Genomic DNA, 23489 nt, shown 5'->3' with positions numbered 1-23489 from the left:
GGGAATATGGAAATTAAAAGCATCGTTTTAAGGCACGTGAAAATGGAGCTGCTGAATCCGTTTACGACAAGTGTCGGAACAGAAGTGGATAAGGACTTTATTCTGGTAGAAGCAAAATCAAAAAGCGGGCAATCAGGATGGTCAGAGTCGGTTTCCATAATGGAGCCCATTTACAATGAAGAAACAGTAAAAACTAATTGGCATATGATGAGTGATCATTTAATACCGATCCTTTTTGCATCAGACATTCGGCACCCTGATGATGTTTCAGAGGCTTTCAGGCCAATCAGGGGAAATTTTAATGCCAAAGCAGCGCTGGAGTGTGCTGTCTGGGACCTTTATGCCAGGGAGAAAGGGGTCTCGCTCTCAAAAGCTCTGGGCGGAGAAAAGGAAAAAATAGAAGTGGGCGTTAGTGTCGGTATACAGGAGTCGGAAATAAAAATGCTTAAGCAAATTGAAGGATATCTAAACGATGGCTTTAAGCGGATTAAAGTAAAAATTAAGCCAGGGTGGGATGTGCAAATCTTAAAATCAATCCGTCGCCAGTTTCCTGATATTAAGCTTATGGCTGATGCTAATTGCGCCTATACGCTTAATGATATTGGCCACCTTCAGAAGATGGACGATTTTAATCTAATGATGATTGAACAGCCTTTGGATCATGACGATATTATCGATCATGCCAAGCTTCAAAGTCATTTGGAAACACCAATTTGCCTTGATGAAAGCATACATACATTTGAGGATGCCAGAAAGGCGATTGAGCTTGGAAGCTGCAGAATCATAAATTTGAAAATTGGCCGGGTTGGCGGGCTTACAGAGTCAAGGAAAATTCATGACCTTTGCAGAAATCATAACGTTCCGATGTGGTGTGGAGGAATGCTTGAAGCTGGAATAGGTCGTGCGCACAATATTGCCATTACTTCACTATCTAATTTTACGCTTCCTGGTGATACAGCCCCGTCTTCCCATTATTGGAAAGAAGATATAATTGAACCTGAAGTCACTATGGAAAATGGTTTTATTTTAGTGCCGCAGGGGCCGGGAATAGGGTATGAGCCTGATCGTTCTAAAATTGAGGATGTAACATTATATAGCCGGACTTTCTCAAAATCATAAAATAAGCCATGCTGCGCCAGAGGGAACTCTGGCGTTTTTATTGTGGGATTTGCATCTTGATTCCCTATTTTACCTATATTGTGACACATATCACCGAGGGTTTGTCCGGGTTTTGATAAACTGAATGTAAATTTCTAAATTTTGCGATACAAAGGGGTGTGTAGTATGAAGGTGAAGCGGCTGGCGTTCTTAACAATTATCCTTACCTATATTTTAATTGTATTTGGCGGGTATGTGGCATCTTCGGAATCTGGCATGGGGTGCGGGCCGGAATGGCCTTTATGCAATGGGCTTATGATTCCGGTATTAGAAGGAGATACCTTAATTGAATTTGCTCACAGAATTGTAGGTGCAGTACTTGCAATAATGACAGCTGTATTATACCTTAGCATTCAAAAATCAAACCAGGAACGGGAACTTGGCGGTGTTTCTAAGGCGCTGATGCTTCTTTTAATAATTCAAATTTTACTTGGAGCAGCTGTGGTTTGGTTAGACTTGCCGGCTATCATTGTGTCTGTTCACCTTCTGGTTGCAATGGCTTTTCTTGCTTTGCTAATCTGGATATGGAGACGTGCTGATGAACAGACATCTCGGACTAAAACAAGAAACGACCAGAGTATTCCAAACAAATTTAAAATCCTGCTTGTGTTGCTCCTTCTTACCTTATTTCTTGGTGCTTATATTAAGCACCAAACATTTGGATTAGCGTGCAGCTGGCTGGAATGTGCATATGGCATTTTGCCAGAAACCTATCCGGAAATGATACAGACCGGACACAGGCTGCTTGCGGGGATTTTGGCCATTTATATATTTATTCTTACATATATTTCAATAAAGAGTAAATGGGAGGCTGGATTGCAGAATCGGCTTATGGCTGCATCCGTACTGGTCTTAAGTCAAATTATTGTCGGAGTATTGACGATTATCAGTTATATTGAAATATCCTGGGCTGTTCTCCATCTTGCTTTTGGAACTGCCTTATTTGCAATTATTTGTGAGGCGTGGGTGTTTGCCTCCTCTTTCGGCAGGATCTGTAGACAAGGGGAAAAAAGCAGCAATCATTATTATGGATGATAGCAAAACAAAAAAAGGCAGTCAGGTGACATGCCTTTTTGTTTTGCTTCAGTTTATTTTTGGAGATCTTTTTTCGTAATTTCACTTCTGATATCTGCGTCTCTTGAGAACTCAGCATCCTGTTTTTTATTGTTGGGGTATTTGTTTTTTCTTTCGCGGTTGTCATTTTTGTTGGTCATAGGTCTGCCTCCGTTAGGTAAGTGTACGTATAGTGAAAGACCGGTCCTTTTCAGGACCGGTTGCCCAGCAAACATTATTACTGATTTTGCTGGTTTTTAAGCTGCTGCTCTGCCATTGCAACAAGGCGTTTTGTCATTTCCCCGCCGACAGAACCGTTTGCTCGTGCGGTCGTATCAGCACCAAGCTGAACTCCAAACTCATTGGCTATTTCCTGCTTCATTTGATCCAATACATTTCCTGCACCGGGTACCAATAGTTTGTTTCTTGCCATGATACATCACTCCCGACGATTATTTGAGCAAATAGTATGCTCGTTTTTAACTTAACCGATTAAGTAAAGACAGATGCAACAATAAAATTGCCAATAGAAACCTTTATGTAAGATTATCTTACATAAAAATTATAAATTTTCAAAAAATAGATTGACTTCTGCTGAAAACTGAGTAAAATAAAGATTAAATAAATTGATGTTAGATAATATGACATAAGATATCGCTATTATCTAACATCAAAATAAAAATCAGGGGGAATAACAAATGGACGCCATATTTTTAATGAACAGTCTATGGGTTATGCTGGGAGCTATTTTAGTTATTTTTATGCTTGGCGGATTTATTATGCTCGAAGCCGGTTCAACCAGAATGAAAAACGCTGGGCACATCGCAGGAAAAACAATTTTTACTTTTGGTTTATCATCATTGCTGTTTTGGGCGGTGGGCTTTGGCTTCATATTTGGCGATAATGCAAATATCATGGTTGGGCTTTCAAATTTCTTCTACTCAGGTGCTGAACTTGAAGGAATGGGGTTATCTTCTTCAGTTTTCTTCGTATTTCAGCTGGCATTTGCCGGTATTGCCATCACAATTGCGCTTGGCGGATTTGCTGAACGCGCAAAACTATCTGTTTACCTTATCTTCACCGTACTATTTTCCGCCATTGTTTATCCTGTCGTAGCACATTGGATTTGGGGAGGAGGATGGCTTGCAGAACATGGCAAGCAGGACTTTGCGGGTTCCACAGTTGTACACTTAACAGGTGCTATGGCAGCCTTGGCAGCTACTATCTTGCTTAGGCCCCGAATTGGAAAATTTAATAAAGATGGTTCCGCTAACAATATCTATGGTCATAACCAAGTATATACAGCTCTGGGTGTTCTGATCCTGTGGGTCGGCTGGTTCGGGTTCAACGCTGGCAGTACATTGACTGTGGAAGATGGTTTCTTTGGATTTGTCGCTCTTAACACAAATCTTGCCGCTGGAGCAGGTGCAGTATCGGCATTGATTATTTCATGGGTGGTTATGGGAAAATCCGATGTGCCGACAATGCTCAATGGTGCTCTTGCAGGTCTGGTCGCTATTACAGCTTCCTGTGCATTTGTGGATACATGGGCGGCGGCTGTCATAGGGTTTGTAGCGGGAATCCTGGTATTTTACAGTGTTCGTTTCTTTGAAAAGAGAAAAATCGATGATCCCATATTTGCGCTTTCTGTTCATGGTGCAGCTGGGGTTTGGGGAACATTATCCACTGGTTTCTTTGCAACACCAGAATTGGCAGCAGTCGGAAAGCCTGGATTATTTTATGGGGGAGGATTTGAACAGCTGGGAGTTCAGTTCATGGGTGTTGCTGTATCCGGTCTCTATGCTTTTGCTGCATCCTTTATTATTTTGGCAGCTGCCAAGAAAGTATTGGGAGGACTTCGGGTAACAGAAGAAGAAGAAATTATGGGGTTGGATTTAAGTGAACATGGAAGCTATGGGTATCCCGAAGTCTTCATGGCTGATGAAAACAAAAAGTTAAGCTCGTAAGAAGGCTCGAGCTTTCTTAAAGGAAGTGCCTCGATGGAAGCATCATTGAATTCTTACCAATCCCTAAAAGAGTGGAAAGAGGAACAGATTTTAACATACTGGTCAAATGTTAGTGCGCTGAATGAATTTCACGACACAATCATGAAGTCTGTTATCCGTATAGCGCTGAAGAGGATCAAAACTGAAAGACCATTCTCGTGGAAATTTGCCTGGTTCACAATGGGGAGCTCAGGGAGAAGGGAGCTGGGCTTTCTGAGTGACCAGGATCATGGATTGGTGTATGAACCCGCGGCTCCTGAAGCGGAAGCATATTTTTTAGAGCTTGGGGAGGAAATTTCAAAAGGTTTACAGACAGTGGGCTATCCATATTGCCAAGGAAATGTCATGAGTTCTAATCCGCTATGGTGCAAATCGCTTTCTCAATGGAAAGAACAAATCCTTTCATGGATGCATGAGGGGAGTCTCCAGACGATGAGAAATCTTCATATTTTTTATGACAGCAGAGTGCTGGCAGGCGAGGAAAAGTATATTGCTGAATTGAAATCCTTAATTTACGAGAATTTTCAAAAAAGCCCGCATCTGCTGACCAGAATGGTAGAGACCAGCATGCATATAAAAAAATCAGTTGGTCCATTTGGCCAGCTTCTGGCAGAAGAAAAGGGAAGGCATCAAGGGGAACTGGATCTAAAATATTCTGCATTTATTCCTTATGTAAATGCAGTGAGAATTCTTGCTCTGAAGGAAGGAATCCAGGACACATCAACGATTGCCCGACTGAATAAGATTATGAAAATTAATGGTTATGAGGGAATGTGGAAATATCAAAAGAATTTTGCTGTGTTGTTAAAATGGAGGCTTCACTCATACAGGCAGTCAGATTCTTATGAAGATACTCACTATATTCAGCCTAAAACTTTAACAATATCAGAACGAAATATACTGAAAGATATCTTAAAGGATGCCAAAAAACTACATCTCTTTGTGATTAAGTCCATTAAAAAGGGTGCAGGCTAATGAGATTCAATCCTTTTGTCCAATTTGTCAGAGGTATTCAGGGCAAACTTCAGACTAGTATGTTAGGTGGAATAAATGGTCATAATCCGAATCATGTAGCATTCATCAGGCAAATGCAGAGGGAGCTGCAGAATGCTGATTCAATGTCTGTTTCCTTAGGAAATTTGAATGTGGCTGTCTTTGATATTGAGACGACTGGATTTTATCCGGATAAAGGTGATCAAATTATTTCGATTGGTGCAGTTAAAATTATCAGCGGGAAAGTCAGTGACGACAGTTTTTATTCACTTGTTCAGTTTGATAAGCCTCTTCCTAGTGAAATAAAGGAGCTGACAAATTTATCAGAGACTGAATTAGAAAGTGCTCCACCCCTCTCAGAGGTATTCATTAGCTTTCTTGAATTTGTAAAGGGGTTGCCGCTTGTTGCCCATCATGCGAACCACGAAAAAAGCTTTATGCAGCACAGCAGCTGGAAGCTTTTTCGCACGCCATTCAAGCACAGGATATTAGATACTTCTTTCCTTTATAGGATAACTGATCGTCATAAAGTATTATGGAAATTAGAAGATATGTGTGAATTTTATAACATTCCTGTGAAGGATCGTCATCATGCTCTGGGTGATGCAAAGCTGACTGCTCTCCTTTGGTGCTGCCTGATCGAGGAAGTCCATAAAATAGGGTGCTCAAATTTAAAAGAAGTGTATGAGCGCCTCGCCAGATTAAAGTGAAAAAGGCGGCTTTGAACGGATGAAGATGAAGTCAGCAGAGCTAAACTTCGGACAGAACTGCAGTGATTAAGGCAGATAAAGTCAGAACCTGGAGTGTTTTCGGCTCAGCCTTCCTAGAGTTCTGCAGCACTGTACAAACTTCTAATCCTGAAAGTCACAAAAACACTGCGATTAAATCTTATTAAACAAATTAAAGCCCCAATCAATATGAGATTGGGGTGAATTTGGCATTCTTGATGCTCGGGGCAAGAGACTCTCTTAGAATTCCCCGTCAAATGGAGTAAAAGGGATGTTAAGTCTATTCTCAACAGTTCTTAGTCTTTGGTTTAAGCGATTAAGCCTTCGTGTATGGCGGTCAACAGTCTGGTTTAACATTCTAACCTGGTCAGTCAAATTGACCAGCTGCCTGTTAAGGCGGGTAATCTCTCTGGATTGATCCTGATTTTGCCTTTCCAGCGCAGTAACCCTTCTTTCGAGCTGCTGTGGCTGTCTATCAGTATCATATTGTTCGTAATGCTGAATTTCATATTCAGGGGTGAAGTGGGCTGCTGGCTGCGGAAGATAACCTTGATAATAGCCATATGGGTACATTGGGCACTCTCCTTTTATGCAAAAATCCAATAACTCCATATAATGTATGCATTAATGGGCGGAGAGACACGGCAAATGCCCATTTTAATTGGTGGCTGCTGCTTTGTGGTTGGTATTAACTTAGAAGGTTAGGTTTTATAACTGCCGCCGCTGTTTACATAAAAGGGGGGACTTTGCTGATTTCTGAAACAAGGGAAGCAAGTGACTGCATCTGCTGGTCATCGAGGTCAAAAGCAATTTTGATCTTGTTTTCCAGATCAGCTGTTACCCTTCTCTTACCCACCTCAACCAGAGCTATCAAAGAGAAGCTGCAGCTGACAACTCTTGCGAAATCACGCTGTGTCATGTTATAACTCTTTCTGATTAACTTAATAATTTCTTTGTTCATTCTTATTCATCCTTTAACAATTGACCCTTTTTCTCAGGGCACTGTTTATTTGTCTTATAGCTATTAAATTAGCATTGTGCCATATGTTTGTCAAAGTTATTTAATTACAATGGAAAAGCAGTTTAATAGATTGACAGGACGTATAATTATTAATATGAGGGGGTAAATAGAAATATAGAGGGGAGTTTTGCCTGGTGAATATACTTTGGGATTTTGATGGCACTTTAATGGATACATATCCCGCTTATACAGCGATCGTAAGAGAAGTGATGGGTGATAAGAAGGTTTCCGATGAAGAGATTTTTTGTCAGTTAAAAGTTTCATTCAGCGATGCTTTCCATCATTTTAAATTAAATGAGGAACAAATAAAAACGATCAGGATGAATGTGAGACAATTGCGACCAAATGATCTAAAGCCTTTTCCTGGTGTGGTGCAGGTATTAAAACAGGCTGATAAGAATGTGATTATGACTCACAAGGAAAGAGATGATGTTCTTTCTATATTAACCTTCCATAAGTTAGATAAATACTTTACCGATATGGTAGCAGGAGACGATGGCTATCCACGCAAGCCTCACACAGCTTCTTATGCATTTCTGCATGAAAAGCATAAGGTTGATTTAGCAATAGGAGACAGGGAGATAGACATTCTGCCGGCAAAACAACTTGGCATCAAGACCTGCCTTTTTCAGAATGAAGCCCCTGGAGCAGATTACTATCTGAATCATTACAGGGATTTTAATAAAATAATAAATCCATATTAAGAAAAAACGCCTGGCAATTTTTAGTGCCAGGCGTTTAATTTCCATATTTCTTTTTACTTGGCTCTTTTCGATTCATTAGTGATTTCTCTTAACAATGTTGTCCGTTAATTGCAGCGAAGGTATGCTCAAGCTTTCTGCGCGTGCGGGGTCTCACCTGTCCCGTTACTCCCGCAGACTTATGTTCTTGTTCCATCGTCATATTTATCGCCGAACAGCTTTTTCTTTTTTATTGTTTCAAAGTCTGCTTTGTACTTTTCCTCTGTAGATGAACTGCTTTTTATTTTTGATCCGTTTTTTTCTTCTTCATTTTCCTGTTTCAAGTCTTCCATTGGAATAGGATCAACATTCTTTTCGCTTTCATACTTATCAAATAAACTTGCCTTTTCGGTTTTATATTGCTCCGGGTTATCCATCTTTCCATCCTGCATGTTTTTGTCAGCCATATAAGTCCCTCTCCTTATTTTCGGTTTTCTTCCTGAGGCTTTTCAGGCTCTCTTTGGGGTTCGATATCTTTATCGTTCTCTTTCTTTTTGTTTTGTTCTATAGAATTATTTTTTTCTGAATTGGTTTTATCCGCCATAGTTAACCCCTCCTTAAACTGTTAGTATTCATTACCCTCTTAAATTAAAGCAAAACCTGAGTGATTGATTAGCAGAGCCGTGAAGAGAATGGACCAGTATGGATCAGCCATAAAAAAAATGCACCTTCACGCTTATGTGAGGTGCGCTTTAATGTATTAAGCAGCTTTTAGTTTGGAGTTATTCTTGTTCAGCTGCTTTTGTTTGACGATTTGAAAAACATACCAGCCAGTAATAAAGAGTGTAATGACTGATCCGATTATCATAGATAGTTGATAGTCCATTCGAAAGCCTTCAGGCGCATAGAAGATATAGGTGGATACCACCCCAGTCATAAACAATGCAGGAACACCGCAAATCCAATGGAATTTGTTATGTTTCAAAAGATACATAGTGGCTGTCCAAAGCATGACCGCTGCTGTAACCTGGTTTGTCCACCCGACATATCTCCAAAGGAATGAGTAATCGATTGTTGCAAGATATAAGGTAGGAAGAGCCACAGGTAAAGTGGTGATGACAAACTTCCATTTTCCATCCATTTTCAATAAAGATGAAAGTGATTCTGAAAGCATCATTCTTGAGGAACGAAGTGCTGTATCTCCTGTTGTAATCGGCAGGATGATTACACCCAGTATGGCAAGGATTCCTCCTAACGTTCCAAGGAGGCTGCCGGAAATTTCATTAACCACTCCCGCTGGACCACCAGCCGCTAATGCTTCTTGAAGCCCTCCTGTTCCGCCGAAAAAAGTCATGCCTGCAGCGGCCCAGATTAAGGCAATAATTCCTTCGCCGATCATGGCGCCATAGAAAACCTTTCGTCCATCACTTTCCTTTTTTAATGTGCGTGAAACAATCGGACTTTGTGTTGAGTGAAATCCTGAGATTGCTCCACATGAAACGGTAACCATCAGTAATGGCCAGATTGGAAGTTCACCGGGATGTAGATTGGACAGAGTTACATTCGGTATGGATTTTTCGCTGAAAAGCAGTGCGATTGCAATGGAAACTGCCATAAAAATTAATATAGCTCCAAATAGAGGATAAATTTTCCCGATAATACGGTTTACAGGCAAAACAGCTGCAAGGATAAAGTAACTAAAAATAATGAGCAATGAGGCCATAAAACTCAATGGAGATATGCTTGAAATCAGCTGTGCCGGCCCTGCAGTAAATGCTGCGGCAACCAAAATCATTAAAAGAATTGAGAATATATTTATGAACGTTTTGGCCGGTTTTCCTAAGTATCTGCCGACAATGTTTGGAAACTGCTCCCCATTATGCCTTAAAGAAAGCATTCCGGAAAAATAATCATGAACACCCCCGGCAAAAATGGAACCAGCCACGATCCAGATAAAAGCTGTCGGTCCGTATAATGCGCCCATAATTGCTCCGAATATGGGACCTAACCCTGCGATATTCAGAAGCTGAATTAAGCTGCCTTTCCACCAGCTCATCGGAACAAAGTCCATTCCATCTTTTTCTGTATATGCGGGTGTAGGGCTGCTGTCATTTATGCCAAAGATACGCTCTACTACTTTGGAGTAAATGGCATAGCCAGCAATCAGCAAAACAATCGAACCTAAAAAAGTAGCCATGAAAAAATCCCCCTGTTGTAAAATAATAATTATTATCTGAAACTTAAGAATATGTGGAATATTGTACAAGTAATGCATAATAAAATGCAAGCTTATTTCAGAAAAAAAGATATTTTCCGATAATAATTAACATGCTTGTGACAATTAAGGAAGGAAATAATGGAGGAACCCTCCTGCAAATGAAACCATAAGCTACTATAAGTTCATTTGAAGGGGGGAAGACAATGATTATCCTTTCGAATAATCAGAATAAACCGGGGCCATCCAGCTTTTTTGGAGTTCAGCGTGAAATTTATCTGGCGCTGGAGAGCAGCCCTGAGACTCATCAATACGATTCAATGCATGAACTGCTATTTGATATCCTTTTAAGGGAAAATATTATTAAAGCAGCCAGGCAGCTTCATGCGAGCCGTGTAGAGTTTGCACCCTTTAACACATCACGCTTCAATCCGCGCATATGGAGAAGAACAAGATATGGTTACCTGCTTGATCCATCTGTTTTACCGTCAGATGCGATCATGGATGTGTTCATGAACAGCTGGGAATATGCCTTTGAATGTACAACAGCCATTGTGCTGATTTTTTATAAAGCTGTATTGGACTCCATTTCTGTCAGCCGCTTCAATACATTATTTCAGGGACTTCTTGTCTGGGACTGGAATTATGACCATGACCTGTCGATTGTTACCAAAAGGGGCCGGAATTTCATACCTGGTGACGTTGTTTATTTTTATAATCCTGATTATGATCATCCAGTTTGGACAGGTGAGAATTCCGTTTATTTGGGCGGGGGCATGTTCTTTGGGCATGGGATAGGCATGGAAAATGAGGCAGGGATGATAAGAGCTCTAAATACGCTAAGAAAGCCAGGTGCTACAAGGGATGCTTATCTGATTTCACAGCATAGCCGATTGAACGTGAAATATCTATCACAGTTTGCCAAGAGGCCCTTGTCTTTAGTGTGAAATTCAAATAAGCCGACAATTCAATAGGGTGAATCGCTTATTTTTCAGAAGCGATTCACCCAGATTTATCCTTAGTTCTAGTATATAAAGACGAATTTCTCCAAACCCCTATATTTCTATCCCCAAGATGGCATATTTCCTGTGAATGAGGGAAAACAAAAGATAATGACTATACACCAAATTACTTGATGTTTATACATTAAAGGAGACAGAAAAATGAAATTATCCCAGGTTATAAATTGCCTTAAGGATAGCGGGGAGATGGGTGAGCCTTCAAACGATCCTAATATTACAGGGATTGAAATGGATTCACGAAAAGTGGGGAAAGGGAGCCTTTTTGTTGCTATTAAAGGCTTTCAGGCAGATGGACATGATTTTATTGGACAAGCTGTTGAAAATGGGGCGGCTGCTGTATTAGGAGAGGAAGCAATTGAATTAACTGTTCCCTACATACAAGTAACAGATAGCAGAATTTGTCTGGGGAAACTGGCGAGCTGTTTCTATGATCGCCCTTCAAGAAAGCATAAAATAATAGGCATAACAGGAACTAATGGGAAAACCACCACTGCCTATATTTTAAAGCATATTTTGGAGACTGCAGGCAGGACCTGCTCCCTCTTGGGAACTGTATCCAACATAATAAATAATAAGGAATATAGGACAAGCAATACGACGCCGGACGCCTTGCAGATTCAAAAAATGCTGAGTGAAAGCCATGATGAGTTTGTCGTTATGGAAATTTCTTCTCATGCACTGGAACAGTCAAGAACAGAAGGCCTGGAATTGGACTATGCACTATTTACTAATCTTGCTCATGACCATCTTGATTATCATGAAAATATGGATCAGTATTTTTATGATAAAAAGAAAATATTCACCTTGTTAAAAGAAGGCGGTAAAGGAGTTGTCAACCTTTATAATACATGGGGAGAAAAGATGGCAGAGCATTTGCAAAATGAAAAGATTCCTATGATTATGCTAGGTGAACAAAAGTGCTGTTCAATAAAAGACACCGCTATTAATGGGAAGACAGTTTTTACTCTGGAGGTGAGAGGTGAGTCTTATGAAATTGAATTTCCTCTTCCTGGCCACCATAATGTTTATAATGCAGCAATGGCTTTCCTGACAGGTTTTGATCTGGGGGTTGACCCAAAAGATATGATTAAGGCTTTGGCTTTATTTCCGGGTATACCTGGCCGTTTTGAAATGATAATTCATCCATCAGGAGCTAAGTTTGTCGTGGATTATGCCCACACAGTAGATGCATTTGAATATTGTCTTGATACAGCGAGACAGCAGGGAGCTCGAAGAATCTTTCAAATTTATGGATTCCGGGGCGGAAGAGATCAATCAAAGCGTGTGGATATGATTAAAGCTTCAGCAAAATACTGCCATAAATTTTATTTGACCGCTGATGACCTTAATGATGAATGTGAAAGTGAAATGTTAAGTCAATTAAATTCTCTGAATAAAGAGTATGGAGACGGTAAGGGTGAAGTGATCGCCGACCGGACATTGGCTATCCGGAAAGCTTGGGCAGAAGCAAAGGGAAATGACTGGATCTTTATAACTGGGAAGGGGCCTGAAGCTTATCAAAAGGCATTTGTTCTGCCGGCTAAAAATGATTTGGAAACCTTAAAGCTGCTGCTGGAAACTGGAAGTAAACAGGCTGTTTTATAAACAAAGGGTGCAGGCCATTATTCGGACTGCACCCTATTTTTGTCTATTCAATAAGATCTAGATAATCTGCAACAATGCCATCAAGTGGATAATGTTTCAATTTTTCTGCTTCTTTCTTTGAACGCACAGTCCAGGCGATTGCTTTCATGCCATTTGAATGAATCAGATCAATCAGGCGCTTATTAACCACAGTCCACTTTGGATTCAGGTAGCTTGCATATTCGGCAATATTTTTTATCTCTATTTTGTCTGGAGGATAGTTAATTAAGACGCCGACTGGGATTTCCGGCATCAGATCATGAAATAATCTCATGGAAGCTGTATCAAATGACTGCACGATAATATGGTCTTTACCTTTTGCATCAAGTTTTCTATTTTTAAGTTCCTCGGCGATCATCTTTTCAATGCCTGGATAGAGGGACGGTTTTTTAAATTCAATTAAAAGCCCGACACGATCGGCATATTTGTCTAAGACCTCTTCAAAAGAAGGGATACAGGCACCGCTGAATTTTGCAGAAAACCAGCTGCCGGCATCCATTTTTCTAAGCTCATCAAAGGTAAAGTCCGAGACTTTTCCTTTATGGTCAGTTGTACGGTCTACAAGGGAATCGTGAATCACGACAAGCTTTCCATCCTTGCTTAATTGAACATCAATTTCCAGATAATCTGCTCCCATTTCAATTGCACGGTCATATGAAGGAAAAGTGTTTTCCGGACAGTAGCCGGCAACTCCCCGGTGGCCTATTTTTTTTATCTTATGTGCAGTATTTGCCATTTTTTTAATGCCGAAAAATGAAATAACTGTAGCTAAAGCTGTAAAATAAATATTTTTCATTACCTTCAAAGTCATTTCTCCTCGCCATTTTTGCTCATCTTAAAGGATGTGAAAACATTTTGTCAAATGCAGAGAATTCCTTTGAAAACGAGTCTTATTTCCTGTTCATTCCCATTCCTCATAAACAATGGTACCGCCTGTTAAATCCAGAGTATTTCTTTCTCCTTTATAAAAAAGTTTTCCTTCTTCTTCAACAACAAGGTTTTCATATGTAAATACACTCTTTCCGGAAGGGAGCTTAATAATAATTTTCTCCCCCAGTTCTTTTTTGGGGGCTTCTATTGTAATGAGGCTTTGAGAATAAAAATATAATGCTGTAAAGGCAGCAGCTAAGCATCCCAATAGGAAAATTGACATTAGCATAATTTTGCTCCCGGGCTTCTCCTTATGCAATTCAGATCTTGTCATAATCCTATCCCTCCGCTAACAAGATATAGTGTTTATTCCACCATTTCTCTCGGTTTAATCCTAATGGGGATTTTAATCCTCAAATAAGGTATGCGGAAATAGTAAAGAAAATGACTAAAGTAGGCTGAAAGTCAGACAAGCTGAACAGCTAGCAGGATTAATATGGGAAAACTTTAGAAAAATGAAACAATTACAGGTCTCTGCCCGTATATAAATTAAACTGAAAAAGTAAAAGGGAAGGAGGCATGTGGTTAATAAACGGACAATAAAAATGGATAGGGTGCATGTTATGGAACTATTTGGTTTTCCTATTCAGACGGTTTATCTCAGCACACTTATTTTTTCTGGCATCTTAATTATTTTGTATGTATTTTTCGGAGATATGGCAGACGGAGCTGGTGAGAGCAGTTTTCTAAACCCAGTACTGATTCTGGCGTTTATCACTTTTCTATCCGCTGCAGGATACATTTTAGAAATGACAACCTCTCTTAATAACGTTGTCATTCTCTTGACAGCAGCTGTTATTGCTGTATTGCTGGATATATTACTGAATATCTTTGTTCTTATACCATTATCATCTGCGGAAGAATCTCTCGTTTATACAGATGAATCTTTAAGGGGAAGAGTAGGTACGGTATTAATCCCTATACCGGAGAATGGTTTCGGTGAGGTATTAATAGAAAATATAAGCGGGAGAATTTCCAAGCCTGCTTCAAGCTACGAAAATACGTCTATATCGGAAGGCAGCAAAGTGCTGATTGTTGAAGTTGCAAATGGAGTTATTAAAGTAATCGATTATAAAGAATTATAGATGAGGGGGACACAATATGTTGATGGTTTGGGTTGTCATTGGAATTGCAGCATTTTTGCTGATTGCACTTCTTGGTGTGTTCATTACAAAATATCGGACTGCAGGGCCTGATGAGGCGCTAATCGTTACAGGCAGTTATTTGGGCAGCAAAAATGTGCATGTAGACGAATCAGGAAACAAGATAAAAATAATCAGAGGCGGAGGAACTTTTGTACTTCCTGTCTTTCAGCAGGCCGAGCCACTTAGCCTCCTATCAAGCAAACTGGAGGTGACCACTCCGGAGGTATATACCGAACAGGGAGTTCCTGTTATGGCGGACGGAACTGCAATAATAAAAATTGGCGGAAGTATTGGGGAAATTGCTACTGCTGCAGAACAGTTCCTTGGAAAATCGAAGGAAGATCGTGAAAATGAAGCGAAAGAAGTACTTGAAGGGCATTTGCGATCAATTCTGGGATCTATGACTGTCGAAGAAATATATAAAAACAGGGATAAATTTTCCCAGGAGGTTCAAAGAGTAGCGTCACAGGATCTGGCAAAAATGGGCTTGATCATCGTTTCTTTCACAATCAAAGATGTCCGCGACAAAAATGGATATCTTGATTCACTGGGAAGGCCAAGAATTGCCCAGGTTAAGCGGGATGCAGATATTGCCACAGCTGAAGCTGAAAAGGAAACCCGGATTAAAAGGGCAGAAGCAGCTAAGGATGCCCAAAAGGCAGAACTTGAAAGAGCAACTGAAATAGCTGAAGCCGAGAAAGAAAATCAAATGAAAATGGCTGACTACAGAAGGGAACAGGATATTGCCAAAGCACGGGCTGACCAGGCATATGACCTTGAGACAGCCAGAGCCAAGCAGGAAGTCACGGAGCATGAAATGCAAATCAGAATTATAGAACGCCAAAAGCAAATTGAGCTTGAAGAAAAAGAAATATTAAGAAGAGAACGCCAATATGATTCCGAAGTGAAGAAAAAAGCAGACGCAGACAGGTATGCTGTTGAGCAGGCAGCAGAGGCAGAAAAGAAAAAACAAATTGCCGAAGCGGATGCTAACCAATACCGGATTGAATCACAGGCCCGCGCGGAAGCTGAAAGGGTTAGGGCAGATGGATTAGCCAAGGCTGATTCACAGCGCGCACAAGGTGAAACTGATGCGGAAATTATTCGCCTCAAAGGTCTGGCTGAAGCTGAGGCAAAGAGAAAAATCGCCGAGGCATTTGAACAGTACGGCCAGGCGGCTATAATGGATATGGTTATTAAAATGCTTCCGGAATATGCAAAACAGCTTGCAAGTCCGTTATCGAATATTGATAAGATTACAGTGGTTGATACAGGAAGCGACAGCAGTAATGGAGGTGCCAATAAAGTAACAGGCTATGCCACCAACCTGATGTCCACGATGCAGGAGAGCCTGAAAGCTTCTTCCGGCATTGACGTGAAAGAGCTTCTCCAAAACTTTTCGGGCAAAGGAAATGTCCGCCAAAGCCTGGAGCAGCTGACCGAGGAAATTAAACAGAAAGAACCAGTGGAGCAACCTAAAGATATCTAATCACACTCGATTATAAGAATTAATGAAAATGCCTATTTTTATCTGGGGAAATAACCTGGAAATACTGTTGTATCAACATAAATCTGAAGCCTTCACACGGAGGCTTCTTTTTTGTGGAGAAAACTGTGTATTCGTCTATCGCACAATCTGGGTGAATTGAATAGGATATATTGAATCAAACAAAGGAGGTAATTGACTATGTCAGACGGTTGCGGATACGGCGGCGGTTTCGCCCTTTTAGTTGTATTGTTTATTTTACTGATTATTATCGGTGCTTCTTGGGGTTACGGTGGATTCTACTAATAAAATAAGCAGACAGATTTAATCGGCAAGGGAGGGGATTTTATAATGTATGGCTATGGTTATGGCGGCTGTGGATACGGCGGTGCAGGATACGGCGGCGCAGGATACGGCGGCGGTTTTGCGCTAATTGTGGTTCTATTTATCCTGTTAATCATCGTAGGAGCTTCTTGCTTCAAATGGTAATAGATTTAAAGAAAAGCAGGGAGACCTGCTTTTCTTTTGTATTCATACATATTTCAAAATGTGCCAGACAGAAGGGGACTTGCCCGCAGACGGAGTGCTGGCCCCGCAAACCGGAAGAAACCTGGGTACTAAAGGGGTATTACTGCGGGAAAGTAGATCTCACCGCGAACTGCACTTCCATCATGTGTTTCCAAAGGTGCCAAATGGGGAAAAGAAGCAACATAAAAGAACTAGGAGGTTTGTAAATTGGATGAACTTAAAGCACAGGATCGGGAAAACACAATGATGGAAATATACTCCATTTTGGAGGGCGGACTTCAGCGGGAGATGCATCAAAGCGAGTATAAACTTGTTTCGGAATGGGTAAGCGGCTTTAATCTGGAGGAAAGAGCTGTGATATTAAATTTGCTGAAGGAGCTTACCAATAAGCATATCCGAATTGATTAATGATTTCCGGCAGATGCAAATATTGAATGGCCGAACGTGAGCCTATTGACAATAAAAGCCAGAAGCTTATATACTACAATCAAACAGGTTGAAAGGATGATTTAGGGGCATGAAGTTATAATCTTATTTTTTCTGGTATCTTTTTATATTTTAAAAAGTTTAACCCGGAGAACATAGGATTAGTGTGCCCTTTTTTAGTCATTCCTTATCGGAAGTAACATCTGCTTATTTGTCTGTAAGCTGATTAAATCTTTTTAGGCGCGCGTTTTTTATGTATTGCACCACATACAATAATGGGTGCACAGTCCTCTCCGGGTATGGGGGAGGTTTTTTTATGTGTGCAAATAAAATCAGCAGCTACAACAGCATACCGGTTATTATGGCAAGGGATCTTCAAAAATCATTCGGAGAAAAAACGGTTTTTTCTAATATAGGATTCGATATTTATCAGCAGGATCGTATTGGTCTTGTTGGCTTAAATGGCACAGGGAAAACTACATTGGCCAATATTTTATTCGGCAGTATTCAGGCGGATAAAGGCACAATTGAACGGATGAAGGATCCATATAGAATTGGCTATCTGCACCAGTCAGCAGATTATTCTGTCAGTGATATTCATGTTACTGATAAAAGTCCGGAAGAAGAAGTTCTTCATCAGGCAAGCAGATTAGGACTTTCAAAACTTCATGAATGGCAACCTGAAAGGTTTGATTCTTTAAGCGGGGGAGAAAGCTTGAAGCTCTCATTAGCTAAAATTTGGTCATCAAAGCCAGATATGCTGATTTTGGATGAACCAACCAATCATTTGGATTTACAGGGGATTGAGTGGCTTATTGGAGAAATTGGCCAATTCAGTGGCCCTGTTATGATCATTTCTCATGACCGTCATTTCCTTGATCAGGCTGTCGGCAGGATTTTTGAGCTCCAGGAAGGCATAATATCCATGTATAACGGAAATTACACAGCCTACCGGGAGCAAAAACAGAAAAATTATGATGATCAGCTTCATCAATTTGATGTACAGCAAAGAGAAATCGAACGGATTGAACATCAGATGGCCAATTTAAAAAAATGGTCGGAAAAGGCTCACAGGGAATCAACTAAAGGCGGGAGCCCATCCGAAAACAGACAGATGGGCTTTAAAGAATATCACAGGGTGAAAGCCAAAAAGATGGATCAGCAGGTTAAGTCAAAAATGAAAAGGCTTCAGCAGGAACTGGATAAAAATAAAATAGAGAAGCCGGCAGAAGAGGCGAAAGTTCACTTTCAATTTGATTCGTCCGGGAAAAGAGGGAAGAGGATCATCGAAGCAAAAAACCTTTCAAAAAGGTTTGGAGACCGGATTCTTTTTAAGGATAGCCAGTTTTATATAAAGCATGGTGAAAAAATAGGGATTCTTGGATCCAATGGGTCCGGCAAGACAACTTTAATCCGAATGCTGCTCGAAGAGGTATCGCCTTCTGATGGGGAACTCTGGATTAGCAGCACCTTAAAGATTGCCTATTTAAGCCAGGCTATTAATGATTTACCGTTAACAAAAAACGCCATGGAAGTACTTGACCTCAGCGAACGTGAGCAGATTTACAAGGCAAGGACTCTTTTAGCAAATCTGGGCATGAAGGAAGCGAAGCTGAATCAGCCGATTGGACAGCTTAGCATGGGGGAACGAATCAGGGTTAAGCTCACAGACATGCTTTTAAAGGAATATGACGTTCTTATCTTAGATGAACCTACCAATCACCTGGATTTGCCGAGCAGGGAGCAATTCGAAAAAACGCTAAAGGAGTTTACCGGAACACTCATCATTATTTCGCATGACTTATACTTTTTGGAGAAGCTGAGCACAAGATTGCTTGTTTTTGAAAATAATAAAATTACCAGATTTGAAATGAATCTGAAGGAATATCTTATGAAATCCAGAAGCGCCGAGCAGAAGAAAGATCATGATTCGATAAAGGAGCAGATTATGGTTATTGATAACCGTATTAATGCGGTACTTGGTGAACTCAGTCTGCTTACTCCTGGTGACAGCAAATATGCCCAATTGGATAAGGAGTTTAATGCCTTATTAAATGAAAAAAAGAACATTATTAAATAAATAATTGCAAAAAGGCAGGCCCCAATAAAATGGGCCTGCCTTTCCATCTGACATTTACTTCTTTTTAGTGCTGCTGTTATCCTTCTTTTTTGCATTAATCCATAGTTTGCCTTCTGCAGTCTTACGGGTTTCATTGCCGTAGTCATCGGTCACTTTCACTTCAATTTCGGCACCAGGCGCTTTTACATTTGAAGTGGCAGTATAGTAGCCGACATAATGGCCTGGGGAAGTTTCCATCATTGGAAGCTCAGTAGCGTTATTCAGCTTGCCGCCAGCATTTGTTAATGGCATTCTGATGACAAAGGTCGATTCTAACCCTGGTTCACTATCAAATTCGATTTTTACCGATTCGCCTTTTTTGAGTTCCTTGTCTTCTGCAGGAAGAAGATTTTCTATGGCTGGAGCGGTATATTTAGCATCGACTGTGATTGTTTTTTCTTCACTGTTTTTCGCTTTATCCTGTGCGGTTACCGTAATGGTGTTTTCACCTTCATCCAGCAGGATGCGAAGAGAGTATTCACCGTCTGTAACCTTTGCTGTCTGGCCGTTTACTTTTACCCAATCAAGGTTATCGTCAGAAACGGTTCCTTTAACAGTGACTGTTTCTTTATTTGTTTTTGATTTATCTGCAGGGCTTGTTATGGACAGTTCGGGTTTTGTCTTGTCATATATTACTTTTACAGGTTCAGAGGCATCAGTGGACCCTGACTCTGTTGATGCTTTGGCAGTAAGAGTGTTTTCCCCTTCAGTAAGTGAAACTTCTGCTGAGAAAGTGCCTTCGTCTGTACTCTCAGCCGATGCGACTTCCTCTCCATTATTAAATACTTTTACAGTAGTTGTAGGAGCGGAAGTACCTTCAACTGTAACTTTACCCTCATTCGTAAATGTTCCGTCCGCTGGAGAAGTAATGACAGGTGCTGTAACTTCATAATTCACTGTCGCGCGAATCATATAGTTTCCTTCATCCTCAGGCGCCGGTGACCATGCTCCGCCTACAAGCTGCCAGCTGCGTCCTGCATTCTCTCCATCTTCATCTGTGCCAAGGCCAGGAGCATTAGGATTTGGTGCTGATTGGATATATACCATATAGAAGTCGCCGTTTGCAACGATTCCTTCGTCACTGAGGTCTACATGTGTCCATTCACCGTTTCTTAATGCTGTTGCTTCAAATGGTCCAGCAAGTTTCTTGCCTGGGGCTCCATCCGGTCCGCTTGCATCATATACTTCCACTTTGAAGTCTGTACCGCCCGGAGTCGGCCAGCTGGTATCCCAGAAGCGGAATAAGCCGCCGGTAACCATTGCGCTGTCATGGCCTGATGCCAGAGACATCTTAACTGCCCAGCCATTGCCGGCATCGTAGAATGCACGTGCATTTTCAGCTGTACCATCATCATATCCAATTTCACCCGGATATCCGATAAATGGCTTCAGTCCAATATTTTGCTCTATTGAAGAACCGCCTTCGATCGTGATGCTCTGCTCGGTGCTATAGTAGGAAGGTGCCATTGCTTTTAATGTGTATGTTCCTTCGTATGCTGTTAGTGTATATTCACCGTTTTCATCAGTTGTTACCGGCTGTACTGCTGCGTCTTCTACTAAAAGAAGAGTAGTATTCGCAACAGGCTCGCCAGTTGCTTCGTTAGTCACAACACCTGTAACTGTTCCCTTTGGAATTTCTTCAAGGACAAAGTTAGCAGTTGCTTCTCCATCCTGTGGAATATTTACATTTTGTGTTTGAGAACGATATCCGTATGCTTCTGCCTTTACAGTGAAATCACCTGAAGCATGCGTCATTTCAAAAGATCCGTTTTGAGGATTAGTAAATACTGACCTGCCAGATTCCAGTACACTTACTTCAGCTGTAAGCGGTAATAATACTGGGGCTGGCTGCTGCTGTTTATTATCCTCTTTCGCAGGGACATCTTTCTTTGGAGCAATCTTATCAGGGTTCACTTTATCTTTCTTTAGTTCTGTGGAAGGTTTTTCTTTGCTGATGCCAAGCTTGGCTTTGCCTGCAGGTTGAGCAGGAGTATCAGATAATTGGACATCATCGATATACCAGCCTTGCTTTTGAACAGAACCATCTGTAGTCACATTGAAGGCTACATAGATTCTTTGTCCTGCATAAGCACTTAAATCAACTTCTGCATTACCCCAGTCTGTTGAAGTGCCGTTAACGCGAAGAGCCTGTTCCCAGTTTTCCATGTCAGTCGAAACGAATACATGGCCGTAATCATAATTATTTTCAAGCTCATGCCATTGCTTGAACTGAAGGTAGGCATTTCCTTCCGGCAGGTCAATTGGTGGCATTTGCAGGTTCATGTTTGCGCTATTTGCATAGTTGCCGTCAAGTTTTGTTGCATAAACTTTTTCACCGGATGCCGCATTGCCAGGACCTGAAGTTGGAACTCCCCACTCCCAGCTGTTTTCCGGTCCATATAAAGTCCAGCCGGCCGGCTGTGATTCAAAGTCCTGAGAATAGCCAATGCTGATTCCAGGTCTTACTGCCACTTCATAGGATTCCGTTTCAATTAAATTTCCGCCAAAATCATTAACCTTCCATTTATAAGTTACAGATGGTTCTGCGATGTCTTCTCCAGGAATTACTGCCTGGTAAGTACCATCTTTGTAGTTTCCAGCTGTTCTATTGGCCTCGATGGCGGCCCAGCTGCCGTCCGCTTTTAAGTATTCGAGATCCACTCTTGTGACACTTACATTATCGGATGCAGTCAAGTCAAGTGCGAGATCCATTCCTGCATATGTTTCCTGAGGTGCTTCATGATTGGCTTGAGGAGCTTCGGAGTCATCTCCTTCTTTTGCAACCTGGCCTTTAATTTTACCCAGGCCGGTCAATACGGAAGAAACCGCATCGAAGGCATTGACGAGTCCGTAACCAAAACCATTATTAGGTGTCTCAGGATAAGTACCATTTGTCAAAGGAGTAGAGGTTGTAAGAAGAATTTCCTCCATCTCTTCCACGGTCAGGCTTGAGTCTACCTGACGGAGCAATGCTGCAACTGCAGAAACATGCGGCCCGGCCATAGAGGTTCCATTCCAGCCGCCTTCATAACTGCTTCCTGGAACTGAGGAACGTATGTTAACTCCAGGTGCTGATACATCAGGCTTTACTTCCTGATACGGAGATGGACCTTGCAGTGAAAAGCTTGCTAAGCCGTTGTTTATATCAGTTGCACCAGTAGCAAATGATTCCGGGTAGTTTGCTGGTGTAGCAACTGAACCAGGTCCGCCTGGATTAAATATAGTAGTGTTTCCTGCGGAGAACTCAGGGAAAATCTCAGCTGCACGCCATGCCTGCACCATTGGACGATACCATTCATCCAATCCAGGTCCGCCGCCCCAAGAATTATTGACAACATCAGGCGCTTTTTCAGGATGAGGGTTTCCGTCTGCATCCTTTGGAGCAAGGATCCATTCACCGGCTTCGAGAAGATCTACATCAGTTCCGCCGCTTGCAGTAAAGGCTTTTACCGCGATCCATTTCGCACCAGGTGCAACTCCGATCTGATTGGCTCCATTTGGTTCGGATCCGACCATTGTTCCTGTTACATGTGTTCCGTGGCCTTGATCATCATAAGGAACTGATTGGCCTGCAGTGGCATCAAACCAGTTGTATTCATGTGATGGGGAATCTGGCTGTGCTGGGTTATAGCCCCGGTACTTTTCTTTTAATGCCGGGTGGTTCCACTGAACACCTGTATCAATGGAAGCAACGACTGTACCGGATCCGTCAATTCCCATTTCCCATACGGCAGGAGCTCCGACACGATCAATATTCCATTCGATCGAGCTGGTTTCTGCTTGTGTTTTAAGAGATTTTTTGGCCTCTTTTACCGGCTTGTGAAGCTGTCTTGTTTCATTTGGAAGAATTTTTTCTACTTCAGGAAATACTGCGATTTGCTCCATAACGTCCTTTGTGGCTGTTACTGCAATTGCATTGACGATATAGAAGGATTGAACATCTTTTGCTTTGCCGTCTTTTTCCTGTTTTTGAAGGAAATCGGCGACATGGCTTTGAGTTTCAATTGCTGTAGATCTTAGTGAGGAGAGTACTGCAGATCGTTTCATGTATTTTGATTTAGAGGCAGTCAATTTTTGAGTTGCAGCCTCTTTTGCAGCCTTCTTGGCTGCTGCTTGAGCATCAGCTTGTTCTTTGAATTTTATCAGGAATGTTACTTTATCTTCCTTATCAAATTGTTTTAGCAGAGAGCTGTTAATTTTGCTTTTTGCGGTTTGAGGCGCCGCTTTCTTCACTGAAGTATGCGGAGAGCTTTTGCTTTCTGCCGATCCCATGCCTGGGAACATCAGCGGCAAAATCAGAAAAGCTGTCAGCATCACATAAAGAATGCGATTAAT

The 23489-nt window shown here is 41.3% G+C and carries 24 protein-coding genes; 14 read left to right on the top strand and 10 right to left on the bottom strand.

All coding sequences use genetic code 11. From position 1 onward, the window contains the following. Positions 1-6: 6 nt before the first annotated feature. On the top strand, positions 7-1119 hold the full coding sequence (gene menC, locus NSQ49_RS05125; RefSeq protein WP_251283125.1) for an o-succinylbenzoate synthase: 1113 nt from the start codon (positions 7-9) through the stop codon (positions 1117-1119). 165 nt (positions 1120-1284) lie between these two features. Beyond that, the gene (locus NSQ49_RS05120; RefSeq protein WP_251283126.1) at positions 1285-2193 is read left to right on the top strand and encodes a COX15/CtaA family protein; all 909 of its coding nucleotides are present in this window, start codon (positions 1285-1287) and stop codon (positions 2191-2193) included. A 53-nt stretch (positions 2194-2246) separates the two neighbouring features. On the opposite strand, the gene NSQ49_RS05115 is transcribed toward NSQ49_RS05120, so the two are convergent. Next, entirely contained in the window at positions 2247-2372 is a 126-nt protein-coding gene (locus tag NSQ49_RS05115) for a hypothetical protein (RefSeq protein WP_268891682.1), read from the bottom strand. A 77-nt stretch (positions 2373-2449) separates the two neighbouring features. Beyond that, the gene (locus NSQ49_RS05110; protein WP_009331132.1) at positions 2450-2644 is read right to left on the bottom strand and encodes an alpha/beta-type small acid-soluble spore protein; all 195 of its coding nucleotides are present in this window, start codon (positions 2642-2644) and stop codon (positions 2450-2452) included. A 265-nt stretch (positions 2645-2909) separates the two neighbouring features. On the opposite strand from NSQ49_RS05110, the gene NSQ49_RS05105 reads away from it, so the two are divergent. The 3 genes from NSQ49_RS05105 to NSQ49_RS05095 are packed head-to-tail and all read left to right on the top strand — an operon-like array spanning position 2910 to position 5920. Continuing rightward, positions 2910-4178: an ammonium transporter gene (locus NSQ49_RS05105; protein WP_251283127.1), complete on the top strand. Its 1269-nt coding sequence runs from the start codon at positions 2910-2912 to the stop codon at positions 4176-4178. A gap of 33 nt (positions 4179-4211) precedes the next feature. After that, positions 4212-5192, top strand: coding sequence for a DUF294 nucleotidyltransferase-like domain-containing protein (locus NSQ49_RS05100; protein WP_251283128.1), 981 nt, complete (start codon positions 4212-4214; stop codon positions 5190-5192). Next, entirely contained in the window at positions 5192-5920 is a 729-nt protein-coding gene (locus NSQ49_RS05095; protein WP_251283129.1) for an exonuclease domain-containing protein, read from the top strand. Before NSQ49_RS05100 ends, NSQ49_RS05095 begins: the two co-directional genes overlap by 1 nt. A 258-nt stretch (positions 5921-6178) precedes the next feature. Here NSQ49_RS05095 and NSQ49_RS05090 read toward each other — a convergent pair whose 3' ends face one another. Further along, positions 6179-6511, bottom strand: coding sequence for a hypothetical protein (locus tag NSQ49_RS05090; protein ID WP_159869541.1), 333 nt, complete (start codon positions 6509-6511; stop codon positions 6179-6181). A 154-nt stretch (positions 6512-6665) separates the two neighbouring features. Beyond that, positions 6666-6899: a helix-turn-helix domain-containing protein gene (locus tag NSQ49_RS05085; RefSeq protein WP_076256850.1), complete on the bottom strand. Its 234-nt coding sequence runs from the start codon at positions 6897-6899 to the stop codon at positions 6666-6668. A 194-nt stretch (positions 6900-7093) separates the two neighbouring features. Between NSQ49_RS05085 and NSQ49_RS05080 the strand changes: the two genes are divergently transcribed. Continuing rightward, positions 7094-7663: an HAD-IA family hydrolase gene (locus tag NSQ49_RS05080; RefSeq protein ID WP_251283130.1), complete on the top strand. Its 570-nt coding sequence runs from the start codon at positions 7094-7096 to the stop codon at positions 7661-7663. A 176-nt stretch (positions 7664-7839) separates the two neighbouring features. Here the strand turns inward: NSQ49_RS05080 and NSQ49_RS05075 are convergent, their stop codons facing one another. The 3 genes from NSQ49_RS05075 to NSQ49_RS05065 all read right to left on the bottom strand — a co-directional run bounded on the left by NSQ49_RS05075 (position 7840) and on the right by NSQ49_RS05065 (position 9836). After that, the gene (locus NSQ49_RS05075; RefSeq protein WP_159869535.1) at positions 7840-8106 is read right to left on the bottom strand and encodes a hypothetical protein; all 267 of its coding nucleotides are present in this window, start codon (positions 8104-8106) and stop codon (positions 7840-7842) included. A 14-nt stretch (positions 8107-8120) separates the two neighbouring features. After that, a complete protein-coding gene (locus NSQ49_RS05070; protein ID WP_159869532.1) occupies positions 8121-8243 on the bottom strand; it encodes a 3-methyladenine DNA glycosylase in 123 nt (40 codons plus the stop codon). 156 nt (positions 8244-8399) lie between these two features. Beyond that, the gene (locus tag NSQ49_RS05065; RefSeq protein ID WP_251283131.1) at positions 8400-9836 is read right to left on the bottom strand and encodes a carbon starvation CstA family protein; all 1437 of its coding nucleotides are present in this window, start codon (positions 9834-9836) and stop codon (positions 8400-8402) included. Positions 9837-10060: 224 nt separating this feature from the next. Between NSQ49_RS05065 and NSQ49_RS05060 the strand changes: the two genes are divergently transcribed. Together NSQ49_RS05060 and NSQ49_RS05055 are read left to right on the top strand one after the other, a co-directional pair. Next, positions 10061-10801, top strand: a complete 741-nt coding sequence (locus NSQ49_RS05060) for a protein-glutamine gamma-glutamyltransferase (protein ID WP_159869527.1) — start codon at positions 10061-10063, stop codon at positions 10799-10801. A 216-nt stretch (positions 10802-11017) separates the two neighbouring features. Then, positions 11018-12481 carry a UDP-N-acetylmuramoyl-L-alanyl-D-glutamate--2,6-diaminopimelate ligase gene (locus NSQ49_RS05055; RefSeq protein WP_251283132.1) on the top strand — a complete coding sequence of 488 codons (1464 nt, stop codon included), beginning with the start codon at positions 11018-11020 and terminating at the stop codon, positions 12479-12481. Between the two features lie 43 nt (positions 12482-12524). Here NSQ49_RS05055 and NSQ49_RS05050 read toward each other — a convergent pair whose 3' ends face one another. After that, on the bottom strand, positions 12525-13331 hold the full coding sequence (locus tag NSQ49_RS05050; RefSeq protein WP_236566312.1) for a glycerophosphodiester phosphodiesterase: 807 nt from the start codon (positions 13329-13331) through the stop codon (positions 12525-12527). Between the two features lie 90 nt (positions 13332-13421). After that, positions 13422-13724 (bottom strand): hypothetical protein, encoded by a 303-nt coding sequence (locus NSQ49_RS05045; protein ID WP_159869518.1) that lies wholly within the window; start codon positions 13722-13724, stop codon positions 13422-13424. Between the two features lie 289 nt (positions 13725-14013). On the opposite strand from NSQ49_RS05045, the gene NSQ49_RS05040 reads away from it, so the two are divergent. The 6 genes from NSQ49_RS05040 (at position 14014) to abc-f (ending at position 19115) form a co-directional block, all read left to right on the top strand. Next, a complete protein-coding gene (locus NSQ49_RS05040; protein ID WP_159869627.1) occupies positions 14014-14535 on the top strand; it encodes a hypothetical protein in 522 nt (173 codons plus the stop codon). A 16-nt stretch (positions 14536-14551) separates the two neighbouring features. Then, positions 14552-16084 carry a flotillin family protein gene (locus NSQ49_RS05035; protein ID WP_159869515.1) on the top strand — a complete coding sequence of 511 codons (1533 nt, stop codon included), beginning with the start codon at positions 14552-14554 and terminating at the stop codon, positions 16082-16084. Between the two features lie 198 nt (positions 16085-16282). Then, positions 16283-16387, top strand: a complete 105-nt coding sequence (locus NSQ49_RS05030; protein ID WP_076256869.1) for a YjcZ family sporulation protein — start codon at positions 16283-16285, stop codon at positions 16385-16387. 45 nt (positions 16388-16432) lie between these two features. Beyond that, positions 16433-16570 (top strand): YjcZ family sporulation protein, encoded by a 138-nt coding sequence (locus NSQ49_RS05025; protein WP_019381584.1) that lies wholly within the window; start codon positions 16433-16435, stop codon positions 16568-16570. Positions 16571-16816: 246 nt separating this feature from the next. Further along, positions 16817-17017, top strand: a complete 201-nt coding sequence (locus tag NSQ49_RS05020) for a hypothetical protein (protein WP_159869512.1) — start codon at positions 16817-16819, stop codon at positions 17015-17017. Between the two features lie 334 nt (positions 17018-17351). Next, a complete protein-coding gene (gene abc-f, locus NSQ49_RS05015) occupies positions 17352-19115 on the top strand; it encodes a ribosomal protection-like ABC-F family protein (RefSeq protein WP_251283133.1) in 1764 nt (587 codons plus the stop codon). Positions 19116-19169: 54 nt separating this feature from the next. Here abc-f and NSQ49_RS05010 read toward each other — a convergent pair whose 3' ends face one another. Then, a complete protein-coding gene (locus NSQ49_RS05010; protein WP_201306599.1) occupies positions 19170-23468 on the bottom strand; it encodes a S8 family peptidase in 4299 nt (1432 codons plus the stop codon). Between the last annotated feature and the right edge of the window lie 21 nt (positions 23469-23489).

Source organism: Cytobacillus sp. FSL R5-0377, from assembly GCF_038004385.1.
GTDB lineage: Bacteria > Bacillota > Bacilli > Bacillales > Cytobacillaceae > Cytobacillus.
Note: the sequence above shows the minus strand (reverse complement) of the source record. Positions and strands in the feature narration are given on the sequence as shown.